The sequence below is a fragment of the Microbacterium sp. LMC-P-041 genome (assembly GCF_030209555.1).
GTDB lineage: Bacteria > Actinomycetota > Actinomycetes > Actinomycetales > Microbacteriaceae > Microbacterium.
In genome coordinates, this window is the sequence record NZ_JARVRV010000002.1 from 94,319 (window position 1) to 111,216 (window position 16,898).

At 67.7% G+C, this 16,898-nt stretch carries 19 protein-coding genes; 4 read left to right on the forward strand and 15 right to left on the reverse strand.

Going from position 1 to position 16,898, the window contains the following annotated elements; genetic code table 11:
* The first annotated feature begins 37 nt into the window (after window positions 1–37).
* Window positions 38–532 (forward strand): glutathione peroxidase, encoded by a 495-nt coding sequence (locus QRN21_RS04330; RefSeq protein ID WP_053096494.1) that lies wholly within the window; start codon window positions 38–40, stop codon window positions 530–532.
* Here QRN21_RS04330 and QRN21_RS04335 read toward each other — a convergent pair.
* Window positions 529–1,227 carry a DsbA family oxidoreductase gene (locus QRN21_RS04335; protein WP_285363228.1) on the reverse strand — a complete coding sequence of 233 codons (699 nt, stop codon included), beginning with the start codon at window positions 1,225–1,227 and terminating at the stop codon, window positions 529–531. The two genes, QRN21_RS04330 and QRN21_RS04335, sit on opposite strands and share 4 nt — an antisense overlap.
* Window positions 1,228–1,280: 53 nt before the next feature.
* On the opposite strand from QRN21_RS04335, the gene QRN21_RS04340 reads away from it, so the two are divergent.
* A complete protein-coding gene (locus tag QRN21_RS04340; protein WP_285363229.1) occupies window positions 1,281–1,892 on the forward strand; it encodes a P-loop NTPase family protein in 612 nt (203 codons plus the stop codon).
* Here QRN21_RS04340 and QRN21_RS04345 read toward each other — a convergent pair.
* Both QRN21_RS04345 and recO read right to left on the reverse strand, forming a co-directional pair.
* Entirely contained in the window at window positions 1,832–2,635 is an 804-nt protein-coding gene (locus QRN21_RS04345) for an isoprenyl transferase (protein WP_285363230.1), read from the reverse strand. The genes QRN21_RS04340 and QRN21_RS04345 overlap by 61 nt on opposite strands.
* Window positions 2,632–3,378, reverse strand: coding sequence for a DNA repair protein RecO (gene recO, locus QRN21_RS04350; protein WP_053096502.1), 747 nt, complete (start codon window positions 3,376–3,378; stop codon window positions 2,632–2,634). Before recO ends, QRN21_RS04345 begins: the two co-directional genes overlap by 4 nt.
* Window positions 3,379–3,412: 34 nt before the next feature.
* On the opposite strand from recO, the gene QRN21_RS04355 reads away from it, so the two are divergent.
* Entirely contained in the window at window positions 3,413–4,108 is a 696-nt protein-coding gene (locus QRN21_RS04355; protein ID WP_285363231.1) for a trimeric intracellular cation channel family protein, read from the forward strand.
* A 69-nt stretch (window positions 4,109–4,177) separates the two neighbouring features.
* Here the strand turns inward: QRN21_RS04355 and leuA are convergent, their stop codons facing one another.
* Entirely contained in the window at window positions 4,178–5,932 is a 1,755-nt protein-coding gene (gene leuA / locus QRN21_RS04360) for a 2-isopropylmalate synthase (protein ID WP_053096506.1), read from the reverse strand.
* A 196-nt stretch (window positions 5,933–6,128) separates the two neighbouring features.
* On the opposite strand from leuA, the gene QRN21_RS04365 reads away from it, so the two are divergent.
* Window positions 6,129–6,767, forward strand: a complete 639-nt coding sequence (locus QRN21_RS04365) for a hypothetical protein (protein ID WP_285363232.1) — start codon at window positions 6,129–6,131, stop codon at window positions 6,765–6,767.
* On the opposite strand, the gene QRN21_RS04370 is transcribed toward QRN21_RS04365, so the two are convergent.
* From QRN21_RS04370 to QRN21_RS04420, 11 genes are all read right to left on the reverse strand, one after another.
* Entirely contained in the window at window positions 6,764–7,714 is a 951-nt protein-coding gene (locus QRN21_RS04370) for a quinone oxidoreductase family protein (RefSeq protein WP_053096509.1), read from the reverse strand. The genes QRN21_RS04365 and QRN21_RS04370 overlap by 4 nt on opposite strands.
* An 80-nt stretch (window positions 7,715–7,794) precedes the next feature.
* Complete coding sequence (gene era, locus QRN21_RS04375) at window positions 7,795–8,691, reverse strand: GTPase Era (RefSeq protein ID WP_053096511.1); 897 nt, start codon at window positions 8,689–8,691, stop codon at window positions 7,795–7,797.
* A complete protein-coding gene (locus tag QRN21_RS04380) occupies window positions 8,684–9,979 on the reverse strand; it encodes a hemolysin family protein (protein WP_285363233.1) in 1,296 nt (431 codons plus the stop codon). Before QRN21_RS04380 ends, era begins: the two co-directional genes overlap by 8 nt.
* A complete protein-coding gene (ybeY, locus tag QRN21_RS04385) occupies window positions 9,976–10,434 on the reverse strand; it encodes an rRNA maturation RNase YbeY (RefSeq protein ID WP_053096515.1) in 459 nt (152 codons plus the stop codon). The genes QRN21_RS04380 and ybeY overlap by 4 nt, the downstream gene beginning before the upstream one ends.
* Before the next feature lie 16 nt (window positions 10,435–10,450).
* A complete protein-coding gene (locus QRN21_RS04390; protein WP_230100781.1) occupies window positions 10,451–11,476 on the reverse strand; it encodes a PhoH family protein in 1,026 nt (341 codons plus the stop codon).
* A 61-nt stretch (window positions 11,477–11,537) separates the two neighbouring features.
* Window positions 11,538–11,885, reverse strand: coding sequence for an HIT domain-containing protein (locus QRN21_RS04395; protein WP_053096519.1), 348 nt, complete (start codon window positions 11,883–11,885; stop codon window positions 11,538–11,540).
* A gap of 44 nt (window positions 11,886–11,929) precedes the next feature.
* On the reverse strand, window positions 11,930–12,658 hold the full coding sequence (locus QRN21_RS04400; RefSeq protein WP_053096520.1) for a 16S rRNA (uracil(1498)-N(3))-methyltransferase: 729 nt from the start codon (window positions 12,656–12,658) through the stop codon (window positions 11,930–11,932).
* Window positions 12,659–12,672: 14 nt separating this feature from the next.
* Window positions 12,673–13,788 (reverse strand): molecular chaperone DnaJ, encoded by a 1,116-nt coding sequence (gene dnaJ / locus QRN21_RS04405; RefSeq protein WP_053096522.1) that lies wholly within the window; start codon window positions 13,786–13,788, stop codon window positions 12,673–12,675.
* A 39-nt stretch (window positions 13,789–13,827) separates the two neighbouring features.
* Window positions 13,828–14,859, reverse strand: a complete 1,032-nt coding sequence (gene hrcA / locus QRN21_RS04410) for a heat-inducible transcriptional repressor HrcA (RefSeq protein WP_053096524.1) — start codon at window positions 14,857–14,859, stop codon at window positions 13,828–13,830.
* 106 nt (window positions 14,860–14,965) lie between these two features.
* A complete protein-coding gene (gene hemW, locus QRN21_RS04415) occupies window positions 14,966–16,183 on the reverse strand; it encodes a radical SAM family heme chaperone HemW (protein ID WP_072591396.1) in 1,218 nt (405 codons plus the stop codon).
* Between the two features lie 16 nt (window positions 16,184–16,199).
* The gene (locus QRN21_RS04420) at window positions 16,200–16,853 is read right to left on the reverse strand and encodes a DUF1990 domain-containing protein (protein ID WP_053096528.1); all 654 of its coding nucleotides are present in this window, start codon (window positions 16,851–16,853) and stop codon (window positions 16,200–16,202) included.
* Between the last annotated feature and the right edge of the window lie 45 nt (window positions 16,854–16,898).

Consider the following 16,898-nt stretch of genomic DNA (forward strand, 5'->3'; position numbering starts at 1 on the left):
CGGAGCCGGTCTTGGCGCATCGACCTAAGCTGTGAATATGACCGATCCCGCAGTCCGTTCCATCCCCTTCACAGACGCCGACGGCAACGAGAAGACACTCGATGATCTGGGTGCCGATGTCGTCCTCGTGGTGAACGTCGCCTCGAAGTGCGGCCTCACTCCGCAGTACGAGCAGCTCGAGGAGCTGCAGCGCCTGTATGGCGACCGCGGGTTCAGCGTCGTCGGGTTCCCCTGCAACCAGTTCTTCGGGCAGGAGCCGGGATCGGTCGATCAGATCCTCGAGTTCTGCTCGACCACGTACGGTGTGACCTTCCCGATCAACGACAAGGTGAAGGTCAACGGCAAGAACGCCACCGATCTCTACAAGACGCTCAAGGAGACCCCGGATGCCGGCGGCAAGGCAGGTCGCGTCGAGTGGAACTTCGAGAAGTTCCTGGTGCTTCCCGACGGAGAGGTCGTCCGCTTCCGCCCGAAGCAGAAGCCGAACGACCCCGAGATCGTCGGCGCGATCGAAGCCGCGCTGACCCGCTAGACCGCGGCCTTCTCGGCTTCGGCTTCCGGCTCGGTCTCACCGCGCTTGGCCCAGAGGTCACGCAGGACGTTCTCGAACGCTGCGGGCGGCTGCGCTCCGCTGATGCCGTACTGACCGTCGATCACGAAGAACGGCACGCCCTGGATCCCATAGGCCTGGGCCTGCGCCTGGTCCTGGCGGACGTCGGCGAGGTGACGAGCGGACACCAGTGCTTCTCTCGTGTCATCCGGGTTGAGTCCGACCTCGACCGCGAGTTCGACCAGGTCGTCGATACGGCCGACGTGCTTGCCCTCGGTGAAGTACGCGGACATCAGCCGCTCCTCCATCGCGTGCTGCACACCCTGCGCCTTCGCGAAGTGAAGGAGCTCGTGCGCCTTCACGGTGTTGGTGTGCTGAAGGAGGTCGAAGCGGTACGCGAGCCCGGCGTTCTCGGCAACTCCGGTGACGTGCGACAGCATCTGCTCGACCTGGTCGCGCGGCATCCCCTTGTGACCGGCGAGGAAGTCGATCTCATCCCCGTCGAAGTCGACCGGGGTGTCGGGCGAGAGCTCGAACGAATGGAAGGTGATGTTCACCTGCGGCGCGTCGTCGTCGCCGGAGACGGCTTCGAGACCCTTCTCGAGGTTGCGCTTGCCGATGTAGCACCACGGGCAGGCGATGTCGGACCAGATGTCGATCGAGATGGCTTCACTCACATTGACATCCAACCGTATGCACCTATGGGCTATTCCGTCGTTAGGATTCTCAGATGCTCTCCGCCGACGATCCGCTGCCGCTTCGGCCGGAGAGAGTGCTGATCGCCGGTGTCACTGGATCCGGCAAGACGACGCTCGCACGACGCATCGCCGACCTCTGGGATCTGCGTCACGTCGAGATCGACGGACTCTTCCACGGTGAGAACTGGACTCCACGGCCGTCCTTCCTCGACGACGTCCGCGCCTTCGCTGCGGAGGACCGCTGGGTCACCGAGTGGCAGTACACGAGCAAGGGAACCGATGAGATCCTCGCTCCTCGTGCGAAGGTCGTGATCTGGCTGGACTACCCGTATCGCGTGGTCCGGGCACGTCTGCTGCGGCGCACGCTCGGGCGCAGCATCCTGCGCACCCGCATGTGGAACGGCAACGTCGAGAAGCCGATCTGGCGGATGTTCTCGGGAGATCCCGAGGAGAACATCATCGCCTGGCAGACGCTAACGCTGCACAAGTGGACCGAGCGGATGCCCGACGTCGTGAGCGAGCAGCCCCATCTTCTCATCGTCCGGCTGCGCCACCCGCGAGAGACGGAACGGTGGCTGCGGGCTCAGGCGGAAACGTCGGGGGTGTCGATCGCCCCGCCGAAACGACGATCGCGGGACAGGTAGACCCCGATCCCGCGCCAGAGCTCCTCGCGAGAGAAATCGGGCCAGAGCGTGTCGAGGAACACCATCTCGGCATACGCCGCCTGCCAGAGCAGGAAGTTCGAGGTGCGCTGCTCGCCGGAGCTGCGCAGGAACAGGTCGACGTCGGGCATGTCCGGCACGTAGAGGTTGCGACGGATCATCTTCTCGGTGATCGCGTTCGGTTTCACCCGTCCCGCCGCGACATCGGCGGCGATCGCGCGCATCGCGTCGACCAACTCGATACGCCCGCCGTAGTTCACGCACATGGTGAGGGTGAGCACGTCATTGCTCTTCGTGAGCTGCTCCGCGTACTGCAGCTCTTTGATCACGCTGCCCCACAGCCGGGGCTTGCGTCCAGCCCATCGCACGCGCACGCCCCACTCGTTGAGCTGATCACGTCGACGGTGCAGCACGTCGCGGTTGTACCCCATGAGAAAGCGCACCTCCTCGGGAGACCGGGCCCAGTTCTCAGTCGAGAACGCGTAGACGGAGAGATGCTTGACCCCTGCCTGGATCGCACCGGCGACGACGTCGAGGAGCACTTCCTCCCCCGCCTTGTGCCCCTCGACGCGGTTCAGTCCGCGGCGGTTCGCCCAGCGGCCGTTGCCGTCCATGACGATGGCGACGTGCTCGGGCACCGCTCGGAACGCCGGCGGGTGGACGCCCGTCCAGTCGAGCGGACGATAGGCGACGGCATCCTTGTGGGTGTAGGGCTTGGGGCTCACCGTGCTCCTTCTCGAGGGATGTCGGCCACGAGGTGGGCCAGCGAGCGGATGCCGCGCTCCAGGTGCCACTGCGCATAGGCAGCGACGAGGCCTGATGCCGCGGCGTTGTCCGCGTGAGGCGCGGCATCGATCGCCTCCCACTCTCCGGTCATGAGGGATCGCAGCAGCGACAGGGTCTTCTCTGCCACCTTCGGACTTCCGGCCGGCGCGCAGTTCACGCATACGGCGCCTCCGAGCTGACCGACGAAGTGCGCGTGCGGGCCGGGGGCGGCGCATCGTGCGCAGTCGCCGAGAGACGGCGCCCATCCCGACAGCGCCATCACGCGCAGAAGGTAGGAGTCGAGGATGCTCCTGGGGGAATGCTCGCCCCGCGAGAGCGCACGCAGCCCGCCCACCAGCAGCAGGTACTGCTCGGGCGTCGCCTCGGAGTCGCTCAGCCGATCGGCGGTCTCGACCATCGCGTTCGCCGATGTGAACCGGTCGTAGTGGGCCGCGATGTCGGAACCGTAGGAGCCGAGCGACTCCGCCTGCTGCACGATGTCGAGCGAACGTCCCTGATACAGCTGCACGTCGGCCACCATGAACGGCTCGAGGCGCGACCCGAACTTCGACGACGTGCGCCGGACGCCCTTGGCCACCGCACGGATCTTGCCGTGCTGACGCGACAGCATGGTGACGATGCGATCCGCCTCACCCAGCTTGTGGGTGCGCAGGATCACCGCTTCGTCTCGGTAGGTGGGCACCGTTCGATTATCCTCCGTGCGGGAGAATAGAGGCGTGACCGAACCGCTCTTCACCATTCCGCTCTGGGCGGACCTCCTCGGCGTCGGCCTCGGCGGCGTGCAGGGCGCGATGTTCGCGTCGGGGTTCCAGGGGCAGCGACGACTCGACTGGCTCGGCGTCGCGATCATCGGCATCATGATCGGTATGGGCGGCGGTCTCATCCGCGACATCCTGCTCGGTCAGACTCCGGCCACGCTGCAGAGCAACTGGTACCTGCTCACGGCCACCGGCGCCTCGCTGCTCGGGATGCTGCTCGCGGGACTCTTCAACCGTCTCAACACCGTCATCGTGGTGCTCGACGCCGTGGTGATCGGCATGTTCGGCGCGTTCGGCACGAGCAAGGCGATCGCCTTCGGCATCCCTCCCGTTCCCGCGGTGTTCATCGGCGTCTGCGCAGCGGTCGGCGGCGGCGTGCTGCGCGACATGCTGATGGGCCTGCCGACCTCGATCATGCATGTCGGCTCGCTCTACGCCGTCGCCGCCGGTGCCGGCTGCGTCTTCATCGCCACCGCGAACGGACTCGGGATGTCGATCACGCTCGCCGCCGTGCTCGGCATCGTCGTCACCGCGGTGATCCGAGTGCTCGCCGTGAGCTTCGACGTCTCGCTTCCGGAGCAACGTCGCCTGTATCGCCGCAAGGTCGCCGCAGAGACCGGAGTGATCCAGGTCGTCACGCCGAGCCCTGAGTGACCGATCCTCGGCACGGGGCAGACGTAACGCCCCCGCGGTCGATGACCGCGGGGGCGTTCTCGTCGACCGTCAGACCGCTGCCAGCTCCAGCTGGCGCGTGCGGATCGAGCGGTTGACGCCCGAGACGATCGCCTTGAGGGATGCCGTCGAGATGTCTCCGTCGATGCCGACGCCCCACAGGCGCTGATCGCCGACCTGCAGCTCGACATACGCCGCAGCCTGTGCGTCGCCACCTGCACTGAGTGCGTGCTCGACGTAGTCGTAGAGAGTGATGTCGAAGCCCTGACCGCGCAGCACCTCGATGAACGCGGCGATCGGTCCGTTGCCGTTACCGGCGACGGACACCTGCTGATCGTCGTCGCGCAGTGTCACGTCGAGCACCACGTCACCCGACATGTCGCTGCGGGTCTGCGTCGAGAGCAGCTCGAACCGCCCCCACTTTGCCTCGGTGTCAGTGGCGGGCAGGTACTCGTCGTTGAAGATCGACCAGATCTGCTCGCTCGTGACCTCGCCGCCCTCGGCGTCGGTCTTGTTCTGGACGACGCCCGAGAACTCGATCTGCAGCTTGCGCGGCAGGTCGATCGCGTGGTCCGCCTTGAGCAGATAGGCGACGCCGCCCTTGCCGGACTGCGAGTTCACACGGATCACGGCCTCATAGGAGCGTCCGAGATCCTTCGGGTCGACCGGCAGGTAGGGGACGGCCCATTCGATGTCGTCGACCGTGACGCCTTCAGCCTCGGCACGGGCAGCCATCGCCTCGAAGCCCTTCTTGATCGCATCCTGGTGCGACCCGCTGAACGCGGTGAAGACCAGGTCGCCCGCCCACGGCGACCGCTCGGGCACCGGCAGCTGGTTGCAGTACTCGACGGTGCGCTTGACCTGGTCGATGTCGCTGAAGTCGATCTGCGGATCGATGCCCTGCGTGAAGAGGTTGATGCCCAGCGCCACGATGTCGACGTTTCCGGTGCGCTCGCCGTTGCCGAACAGGCAGCCCTCGATGCGGTCGGCCCCGGCCATGTAGCCGAGCTCGGCCGCCGCGATCGCCGTGCCACGGTCGTTGTGCGGGTGCAGCGACAGGATCACGTTCTCGCGGTGCGCCAGGTTGCGGCTCATCCACTCGATCGAGTCGGCGTAGACGTTCGGCGAGGCCATCTCGACGGTCGCCGGCAGGTTGACGATGACCTTACGGTCGGGGGTGGGCTCGAAGACCTCGATCACCTGGTTGCAGACGTCGACGGCGAACTCGAGCTCGGTTCCCGTGTAGCTCTCGGGCGAGTACTCGTAGTAGACCTTCGTGTCGGGGATGGTCTTCTCGTACTGACGGCAGAGCCGAGCACCCTCGAGCGCGATGTCGATGATGCCCTGCTTGTCAGTGCGGAAGACGACCTCGCGCTGCAGCACGCTGGTCGAGTTGTAGAGGTGCACGATCGCCTGCTTGGCCCCGGAGATCGACTCGTACGTGCGGGCGATCAGATGCTCGCGCGCCTGGGTCAGCACCTGGATGGTGACGTCATCCGGGATCAGGTTCTCTTCGATGAGCTGACGGACGAAGTCGAAATCGGTCTGGCTCGCCGAGGGGAATCCGACCTCGATCTCCTTGTACCCCATGCTGACGAGGAGTTCGAACATGACGCGCTTGCGCTCGGGCGACATCGGGTCGATGAGCGCCTGATTGCCGTCGCGGAGGTCGACTGCGCACCAACGGGGCGCCTCGGTGATGCGGGCGTCCGGCCAGGTGCGGTCGGGCAGGTTGACCGTGATCTGCTCGTGGTACGGCCGATACTTGTGGATCGGCATCGCAGACGGGCGCTGAGTGTTCTGCATGATGGGGCTTCTTCTCTTCGTCAGAATTGTGAACGGGCCAACACAAGCGCCGCGACGAGGAAGGCCCTAGCTTTAGGACTCGTCGCGGCAGCTAAGAAGAAGCAGACCGCCGAAAGGCATGCGGCCATGGTAGCAGGGATGCCGATCCGCTCCGAGCCGCCGTGAGACGATCACCCGTCACGAGATACTGTCAGGCATGAGCACATCGCACAGCCGCATGCTTCTCGCCGCCGTCGCCGTCATCGGGATGTGCGGCCTCGCCGCCTGCTCGTCCGGTTCCGGAGCTGCATCCGCGCCGACGAGTTCGGCCTCACCGACCTGGGATGCCGCGAGCGTCCCACCGCCGGAAGGACGGGTGATCGGCACCGGCACGGTGCTCGATGTGGACGGTGAGCCTCGGCTCTGCCTCGGAATCGTCGCCGAGTCGTATCCACCGCAGTGCTCGGGCCTTCCCCTCGACGGCTGGACCTGGGACGGGGTAGACGGGAGCGAATCCAGCGGCGACACCACGTGGGGAACCTACGCGGTGTACGGAACCTTCGACGGCGAGCGATACGCGGTCACCGATCCTCCGATCATGCTCGCCCTGTACGACCCTGTCCGACCGGAGGATCCCACGGGCGGTGTCCCAGGCGCGAGCTCCGAGGCTGAGCTGGCGCAGGTGTCAGACGAGCTGTCGAATGCCGTGGGACGCGATGCGCTCACCCTGTGGACCGAACGCGGCTATGTCTGGATGCAGGTCGTGTGGGACGACGGGTCGGTGCAGAACGCGATGGATGCGGCCTACGGCGATGGGGTGGTGGTCGTGACCTCGGCGCTGCGCGAGATCGATTAGGACGACGGGATCAGAGCGAGCTTTCCGCCGGGGTGCCCTTCGGCGAGCAGAGCGAGTGCCGCCGGAGCCTCCTCCAGGGCGAACGTCCGCGCCACGGGAACGATCAGATCTCCGTTCTGAGCGAGAGCGATCAGTTCCCCGCGCACCTCGTCCCGGAATCGGGCGCTGACGGGCATCGAACCGGCGATCACCCGGATGCCGTCGGAGGCGGCCCTGCCCATCGCTGCGATCGTGACGATGCGCTGGCGGTCTGCGACCAGCTCGAGGGACACGTCCACGGCCTCGTCCGTGCCCACCGCGTCGAGGGCTGCCGAGACGCCCGCCTCGCCCGCGGCCCCCCGGACCCGATCCGCCAGGCCGGCCCCGTATCGCACGGGGACTCCCCCGAGACGACGGACGACGTCGAACCGCTCGGCGCTCGCGGTGCCGATCACTCGGATCCCCCGCAGCGCGGCCTGCTGCAGCACGCTCACTCCCACCGCTCCCGACGCGCCGTGCAGGAGGATCGTCTCCCCCGGTGCCGCGCCAGTCACCCAGAGCATCTCAGCGGCCGTGGTGCCGGCGAGCAGCAGATTCGCGGCTTCCGCGTGCGTGAGTGTGGTCGGCTTCGCGAAGGCCTTCTCGGCAGGCACGGTCAGCTCGGTCGCGTATCCCCCGCGCACGCGGAAGGCGACGACCTCGTCCCCTTCTTTCGCCTCCCCCGAGCCGATCCGCGTGTCGGGTCCGATCGCGCTGATCGTGCCCGAGACCTCGTAGCCGATCGGCACAGGCAGCTGCACGCCCTGGTGAGCAGACGCGACGTGCTTGGCGTCCGCGGGATTCACCCCGGCGGCCTCCACGCGGATCGTCACCTCACCGCGGCCGGGAGACGGCACCTCGTAGTCGACGAACTCCCATGTCTCAGGGGCGCCCCACGACGATGCGATCCAGTGCTGTGCGAGTGTCATATCGCGACCCTACCCCTGCGGGAGAGTCCTGCGGCCGTACCGCTGGAGCGCCGGATCCTCGCCGCCTCTCGTGTCGAGGGTCAGAAGCCGAGGCGGCCGAGCTGCTTCGGGTCGCGCTGCCATTCCTTCGCGACCTTCACATGGAGGCCCAGGAACACCCTCGTGCCGAGAAGCTCTTCGATCCCGACACGGGCCCGGCGTCCGACATCGGCCAGACGCTTGCCCTTGTGGCCGATGATGATCGCCTTCTGGCTGTCACGCTCCACCACGATGGATGCGTGCACATCGGTCAGGTCGGTTCCCTCACGCGGGGCGATGTCGTCGATCACGACCGCGATCGAGTGGGGAAGCTCGTCGCGGACCCCGTCGAGCGCGGCCTCGCGGATCATCTCGGCGATCCGGTCCTCCTCCGACTCGTCGGTCGTGACACCCTCGCCGTACAGAGCCGGCCCCTCGGGCATCAGTGCGAGCACCTCGTCGGCGAGCACCTCCAGCTGGTCGTTCGTGAGCGCGGAGATCGGGATCACCGCGTCCCAGTCCTCGCGCAGCGCGTCGACCTCCATCAGTCGCTCGGTGATCTGGTCGCGACTGGCCGCGTCCGTCTTCGTGACGATGGCGATCTTCTTGGCACGACGGTATCCGTCGAGGGACGTCGCGATGCGGCGGTCGCCGGGCCCGACCTTCTCGGTCGCCGGCACGCAGAAGCCGATCACGTCGACGTCGCCGAGCACCTGTTCGACGAGGTCGTTCAGGCGCTCGCCGAGGAGCGTACGGGGCTTGTGGATGCCGGGGGTGTCGACGATGACGAGCTGCCCCTGCGGACGGTTCACGATCCCGCGGATCGCCCGTCGCGTCGTCTGCGGCTTCTCACTGGTGATCGCGATCTTCTCGCCCACCAGCGCATTCGTGAGAGTGGACTTCCCGACGTTCGGTCGTCCCACGAAGGTCACGAACCCGCTCCGCGTCTGCTCAGTCATCGTTTCCGTCTCTCTCCTCTGCGGCATGACCCGCGTCGTCTGCCGCTCGTTCCACGAAGACGGTCGCGATTCCGCGCCCTCGTCCTCGAGACGCGCCGCCGGTGAGGGTCAATCCCTCGACCGTCGCTGTGGATCCCGGTTGCGGGACCTGTCCGAGTGCCTTGCCCAGCAGACCGCCGATGGAATCGACGTCCTCGTCCTCGAGCTCGAGGCCGAACAGATCGCCGACGTCCTCCAGCGAGAGTCGGGAGCTCACGCGATAGCGTCCGTCGCCGAGTTCGACGACCTCTGCCGATACCTGATCGTACTCGTCGGAGATCTCGCCCACGAGTTCCTCGATGAGGTCCTCCAGGGTCACGAGCCCCGAGATGCCGCCGTGCTCGTCGATCACGAGGCACACGTGCACGGCATCCCGCTTCATCTGCTGCAGGAGGGTCTCGGCGCGCATGGACTCCGGCACGAAGGTCGCGGGTCGCGAGATCGGACGGATGGATGCGGTTCGCCAGGCGTTCTCGTCGCGGAAGGCGAACAGCACCAGGTCCTTCAGATAGAGCACTCCGACCACGTCATCGGCGTCGTCGTCGACCACCGGCATCCTCGAGACTCCCCGCTGCAGGAACAGCGTCATCGCCTCGCTCGTGGTCGCCGTCGCATCGACCGTCACCATCTCGGTGCGCGGCACCATCACCGCACGCACGAACTGGTCGGTGAAGTCGAATACGGAGTGGATGAGGTCGCGGTCGTCAGCCTCGATCAGATCGTTCGAGGCGGCCTCGTCGACCATGCTCAGCAGCTGCTCCTCAGACGTGAACGAGCTGCGTCCCCGCCCGGGGGTCACCCGGTTGCCGAGCACCACGAGTCCGTGAGCGAGTGGCCCCAGGATGATGCGCAGCCCGCGGACGATGCGTGCGTTGGCCCGGAGCATGCCCTCGGCGTGGTGCCGCCCGAAGGATCGAGGGCTCGCCCCCACCAGCACGAAGCTGATACCCGTCATGAGCAGCGCTGCGGCCAGCATCGCCCACCAGATGTTGTCGAACAGGATGCTGAACGCCACCGTGACGAGCACCGCGGCCGCCGTCTCGGCGAGCACGCGGATGAATGCGACGGCGTTGACGTGTGCGTCAGGGTCGGCGGCGATGCGCACCAGCTGGGGGCCGTTGCGCCCCTCCGCGCCCATCTCCTCGATGTCCGACCGGGACGTGACGCCGAAGGCGGCGTCGATCGCCGCCATCAGGCCGCCGAAGGCGACGAGCAGGACAGCGCCTGCGAGCAGGAGGGCCGCGGTCATCGTCGACGTTCAGCCGCGGCGAAGCCCTGGATGAGCTCCTTCTGCAGTCCGAACATCTCGCGCTCCTCGTCGGGCTCGGCGTGATCGAAGCCGAGGAGGTGCAGCAGACCGTGGGTGGTGAGCAGGATCAGCTCGTCCATCAGGGTGTGGCCGGCGGCCTGGGCCTGAGCCTCGGCGACCTGAGGACACAGCACGATGTCTCCCAGCAGCCCCGGGGCCGTGGGGCGATCCTCGGTGCCCGGGCGCAGCTCGTCCATCGGGAAGCTGAGCACGTCGGTCGGACCGGGCTCATCCATCCACTGCACGTGGAGGGCCTCCATGGCAGCCTCGTCGACGAGCACGATCGCGACCTCGGCGTCCGGGCTGACATGCATCTGCGCGAGGTTGAAGTCTGTCAGGCGCTGCAGCACGGTCTCGTCGACGTCGATGGCCGACTCGTTGTTGATCTCGATCATGGCTGTGCTCGTTTCATCAGGAGAGGCCTCGTTTCGGCATCCGGTCTCGGGGTCCTGGTCGCTGTGCGCCCCGCCGGTCGGCACGGTTGGCGAACTCCGCCGCCTGCTCGCGCTCGTAGCGCTGGGCGGTGCGCCGCTCGTCATACTCGCTGTAGGCGTCGACGATCCGTCCGACCAGCGAGTGACGCACCACGTCGTCGCTCGTGAGCCGCGCGAAATGGATGTCGTCGATGCCGTCGAGCACGCGGGTGACGAGCCGGAGTCCCGAGGATCCCTGCGGGAGATCGACCTGGGTGATGTCACCGGTGACGACCATCTTCGACCCGAAGCCGAGACGCGTGAGGAACATCTTCATCTGCTCGGGAGTCGTGTTCTGCGCTTCGTCGAGCACCACGAACGAGTCGTTGAGCGTGCGGCCGCGCATGTAGGCGAGAGGGGCGACCTCGATCGTGCCCGTCGCCATCAGACGAGGGACGATCTCGGGGTCCATCATCTCGTTCAGCGCGTCATAGAGCGGGCGGAGGTACGGGTCGATCTTGTCGGTGAGCGTGCCGGGCAGGAATCCGAGCCGCTCTCCAGCCTCGACCGCGGGGCGGGTGAGGATGATGCGGGTGACCTCTTTGCGCTGCAGGGCCTGGACGGCCTTGGCCATCGCGAGGTAGGTCTTTCCGGTACCGGCCGGGCCGATGCCGAAGACGATCGTGTTCTCCTCGATCGCGTCGACGTACTCCTTCTGCCCCAGCGTCTTGGGACGGATGACCTTGCCCCTGGTCGACAGGATCGCCTCTCCGAGTACCTCGCTCGGGCGAGGGCCGCCGTCGTTGCGCAGCAGGCGGGCCGAGCTCGTCACGTCGCTCGGGGCGAGGTCGTGGCCTGCCTTGGTCATGGTCATCAGCTCGTCGACCAGGGTCTTCGCCTTCGCGACTGCCTCCGGCGCGCCGGTGAGCGTGATCTCGTTGCCGCGCACGAGCACCTGGACGTCGCGGTGCTCCTTCTCGAGCATCCGGAGCAGTCGATCCTGCGGACCGAGGAGCTGCACCATGGCGACGCCGTCGGCGTAGATCTTCTCGACGGCGGTGTCGGATGCGGTCAGGTCGTTTTCGTCAGAAGCCAACGAGCTTGCTCTCCTCGATGTTGCCGAGCACATGGGCGTGCACGTGGAAGACGGACTGGGCGGCGCTGGCGCCGTTGTTGAAGATGAGGCGGTATTCGCCGTTCGCATGCTCGGAGGCGAGCTGCTTCGCAGCCGCGACGATCTCCGCGAGCAGACCGGGGTCGCCCTCGGCGAGCTCCGTGACGTCGCGGTAGTCCTCGGTCTTGGGGATCACGAGCGCGTGCAGCGGTGCCTGCGGGTTGATGTCCCGGATCGCGAACACGCGGCCGGTGTCGAGCAGGATCTCACCCGGGATGTCGCCGTTGAGGATGCGCGTGAAGATCGAGGGCTCGGACATGCTCCCAGTCTACTGACCGCAGCACTGCCGGGTCCGTAGCCTGATCACCAGCGGCTGAGTGCGACCGACAGCACGGCGATCGCAGCCGGGCCCGCCGTGGACGTGCGCAGCACGGTGTCTCCGAGCAGCACACGCTCGGCGCCGGCATCCGACAGCTTCGAGAGCTCGTCGTCGGAGATACCGCCCTCGGGCCCGACGACGAGGACGATGTCCCTGCCGTCCGGCTCGAGCTCGGACAACCGCACGGGGGCGGTCGGGTCGAGAAGCAGCACCCGCTGAGATGCGGCGCGTCTCGCGAGGTCGGCGGTCGACGCCGGAGGCGCCACCTCCGGGACCCACGCCCGGTGAGCCTGCTTCGCCGCCTCGCGGACGATCGTCGCCCACCGCTCGCGCCCCTTGACGGCCTTGGGACCATCCCATCGGGACACGCTTCGGCTCGCCTGCCACGGCACGATCTCATCGACGCCGAGCTCGCATGCCGCCTGCACGGCGAGCTCGTCGCGATCGCCCTTCGCGAGAGCCTGCACGAGCACGATGCGAGGGCTGGGCGCGGGGTCGACCGATCGCTCGGCCACGCGCACGTCGACGCGGGACGGAGACACCTCTTCGGCGACGCCGGTCAGCCACACCCCCGAGCCGTCGCCGACCGTCACCGCCTCACCGACGCGGAGCCGTCGGACGACGGCGGCGTGCTTCGCCTCGGCGCCGGTGAGCGACACGAGGTCGCCGACCGCCGCATCCGAGGAGTTCTCGACGAGGAAGTGGAGTGCCATGAGCGCCGTCCGGATCAGTGCGAACGGAAGCGGTCGCGGAGCTTCGAGAACAGCCCCTGCTGGAACTGCGCCAGCTGCGGGCCCGGTGCCTTGGTCTTCTTCGCGAAGTCCTCGATGAGCGCGCGCTGCGCGGAGTCGAGCCGGGTCGGAGTGACCACCTGCACGCCGACGCGGAGGTCGCCGCGCTGGTTGCCCCGCAGCGGCGTGATGCCGCGGCCCTTGATCGTCAACACGTCGCCGGACTGGACGCCCGAGCGGATCTCGAGATCGACCTCGCCGTCGAGACCCTGGATCGTGGTCTCGGTGCCGAGGATCGCATCCGGCATCGACACCTCCAGCGTCGCCAGCAGGTCGTCGCCGTCGCGGCTGAAAGACGGGTGCGGGTTCACGGTGACCTCGACGTACAGGTCGCCGTTCGGGCCACCCGCCTTGCCGACCTCGCCAGAGCCCGGCAGCTGCAGGCGCAGCCCGGTCTCGACGCCGGCGGGGATGTCGAGCGAGACGGTGCGACGCGAGCGCACCCGCCCCTGGCCGCCGCAGGTGCCGCACGGATACGGGATCGTCGTGCCGTAGCCCTCGCAGGTGCCGCAGGGCTGAGAGGTCACGACGTTGCCGAGCAGGCTCCGCACCTGACGCTGAACGTGTCCGGAGCCGCCGCAGATGTCACAGGTGACGGGCGACGTGCCCTCCTGGCAGCACGAGCCGTTGCACGTCTCGCACAGCACGGCCGTGTCGACCTCGATGTCGCGGTGCGCACCGAAGACGACGTCGCCGAGATCGAGGGTCACCCGGACGAGGGCGTCCTGTCCCCGTTCGCGGCGTGACCGCGGACGCGCGCCCCTGCCACCGCCTTGGCCCGCGCCGAAGAAGGTCTCGAAGATGTCCCCGAAGCCGCCGAAGCCCTGGAAGTTGCCGGCGGCGCCGTCTCCGCCGCCCATGTCGTAGCGGCGACGGGAATCGTCGTCGCTCAGGACGTCGTATGCATGCGTGACGAGCTTGAACTGCTCGGCCGCGTCCTCACCCGGATTCACATCGGGGTGGAGCTGACGAGCGAGGCGTCGGTACGCCTTCTTGATCTCGTCGGTGGAGGCGTCACGAGAGACGCCGAGTACCTCGTAGTGGTCTGCCACAATGGCCCTTCTGCGTGTGCTGTTCTCTGGGCGGCCGCGTCAGCGGGCCGCCTCGTCTTCGTCGAGCATCCGAGACAGATAGCGGGCCACGGCCCGCGCCGCCGCGAGATTGCTCGGATAGTCCATGCGCGTCGGCCCCATCACGCCGACTCGCGCCGTGCCGCTGGGGGCGGCGTAGTTGCTGGCCACGATCGATGCCTCGCCGAGGCCGAAGGACGCGTTCTCGGTGCCGATGCTGGCGGCGAGACCGTGGGAGTCCGCCTCCATCTCGCTCATCAGCCGCAGCAGCGTCACCTGCTCCTCGATCGCCTCGAGCAGAGGGTGGATGCTGCCGCGGAAGTCCTGCTCGCGGCGAGCCAGAGTCGCTGCTCCGGCCATCACCAGGCGCTCCTGACGGAAGGCGCCGAGCTCGTCGATGACGATCGTCGCGAGAGCGCGCAGTACGACGTCATGACTGTGTGCGTCGTCCGCGAGAAGCGCCTGCAGCCGCTCAGCGGCGTCGCTCACCGCCCGGCCCGTGATCAGGGCGGAGAGACGAGCACGCAGCAGCGCCATGTCGGCGTCGTCGACGTCGACGGGCAGCGGGGCGATGCGCTGCGAGACGCCGCCCGCGTCGGTGACGAGCACGATGAGCAGACGATTCGGCGCCAGCGCCACGAGTTCGAGATGCGTGAGATGCGCGCGCGCGAATGACGGGTACTGCGCCAGCGCGACCTGCCCCGTGAGCTGCGTCAGCACTCGGACCGTGCGCACCATCAGGTCGTCGAGGTCGGAGGGAGCGGTGAGGAAGGACTCGATGGCCGTGCGCTGCGCGACCGACAGTGGCCGCAGCTGGGCGAGATGATCCACGAACACGCGGTAGCCCTTGTCGGTGGGGACGCGACCGGAGGAGGTGTGCGGGGCGGCGATCAGCTCTTCGTCTTCGAGCAGTGCCATGTCGTTGCGGATCGTCGCCGCGGACACGCCGAAGGAGTATCGGTCGACGATCGATCGGCTGCCGACGGGTTCATGGGTCTCGACGTAGTCCTGCACGATCGCGCGGAGAACCTGGAGGCCTCTTTCGCTGACCATCGCAACTCCCTCCCTCTTGGCACTCACTGGCTACGAGTGCCAATTCTACCCGCCGACGCCGACCACGTGCTGATCCGGCACGATGTCCGGACTCAGCGGTCGCCGATCAGTCGGTGAGCTCACGCACGACGGCATCGGCGAGCAGGCGCCCCCGCAGTGTGAGCTGCACGCGTCCGCGAACGGCAGCGGCCGGGTCGACGAGCCCATCCGCGATCAGACCCGCGACGCGTGTCCTCTTGTCCGCGGCGAGGTCGCTGACGGCGATGCCCTCGCGGATGCGACTCAGCAGCAGGATGCGCTCGAGCGTCGTCGACTGCTCGTCCGGCCGCTCCGTGCCGGCGGCGGGAGACTCCGCTGCGGCGAGCCGCTGTGCATACGCGGCCGGATGCTTGACGTTCCACCACCGCAGGCCGGCGACGTGACTGTGCGCGCCGGGACCGAATCCCCACCAGTCGCTCCCCCGCCAGTAGGCGAGATTGTGCCGCGAACGCTGCTCGGGCGAGCGAGACCAGTTGCTGATCTCGTACCAGTCGAAGCCCGCCGCTGCGAGACGCGCATCGGCGAGCTCGTACATGTCGGCCTGCAGGTCGTCGTCCGGCGCCGGCACCTCGCCTCGGCGGATCTGTCGCGCGAGCTTCGTGCCGTCCTCGATGATCAGCGCGTACGCCGAGATGTGGTCCGACTCGAGTGCGAGCGCCGCATCGAGCGACGCCTCCCAATCACCGATCGACTCACCGGGGGCGCCGTAGATGAGGTCCACGCTCACGGCGAGGCCAGCGTCCTTCGCCGCGGCGACCGCTGTCGTCACGTTCTCGGGGCGATGAGTGCGGTCGAGAGCGGCGAGCACATGCGGCACTGCCGACTGCATGCCGATCGACAGCCGCGTGACGCCGGCATCCGCGAGGGTCCGCGCGACCTCGGACGTCACCGTGTCGGGGTTCGCCTCGACCGTGACCTCGGCGCCGTCGACGAGGCCGAACGCGTCGGTCGCCGCACCGAGCATCCGCGCCAGGTCGCCCGGCGGCAGCAGCGTCGGCGTGCCGCCTCCGAAGAATACGGTGTCCATCGGGCGCAGCGCGCCCGCATCCGCGAGAACGCGCCTCGCCAGGGCGATCTCGGTGATGAGCGTCGAGGCGTAGTCCTCCTGCTTCGCGCCGCGGAGCTCTCCCGAGGTGTAGGTGTTGAAGTCGCAATAGCCGCACCGTACCCGGCAGAAGGGGACGTGCAGGTATGCGGAGAAGGGCACGGAGGAATCGATCGGCAGATCGGAGGGCAGATGTCCGTCTGCCGGTGCCGGATCGCCGAGTGGAAGCGGACCGGCCATCAGAGAGGTGCGACCATCAGACCGGAGTCGCGTACAGCGGCGAGATCGCCCGCAGATAGCGTGCGAACAGTTCCCGGCGACGGCGCTTCACCAGCGGCGGGACGACGCGGTAGAGCAGGGAGTTCGGCGCGTCGAAGGCACGGACGGAGAACCACACCTCGTCGTTGTCCTCACGCCAGTCGATGTCGAAAGACTCCTCACCGCGCACCACCGAGCCTCCGACCGTGCCCAGCACGAATCCGATCCGGCGCTTCTCCTCGGTCACGGAGATCACGCGCAGCTCGGCATCCGCCCGCATGCCGGCAACCCGCCCATGCAGACGCAACGTCATGCCCGGGCCGGCGAACGGGGTGCCTTCCGCGTCGAAGCGCTGTTCGACGTCGTTCTTGCTCGGTGCGATCGGAGTGCCCTCGGCGTCGAAGCTGACACCGGCGTAGGCGGGACCGGGCGCGGGACGCACATCCTCGATGCTGAGGCCCGCCGCGCGCTGCGCGGTCCAGGTCAGCAGCGCTTCGCCCGCGGACTGGAAGCGGTCATGACCGCTGCCGATCCGCCAGGAGTTCTCCGCCGGGATGCTGCGCTCCGGCGGGTACTGCATCAGATCGGGCGCGTGGGTCGCACCCACGGCCGCATAGTCAACCGTGTCGTCTCGGAAAGTCCCGCGCCGCATGCGTTCCAGCCTACTTCCCGTTCCCTGGACGATCACCCTCCACGC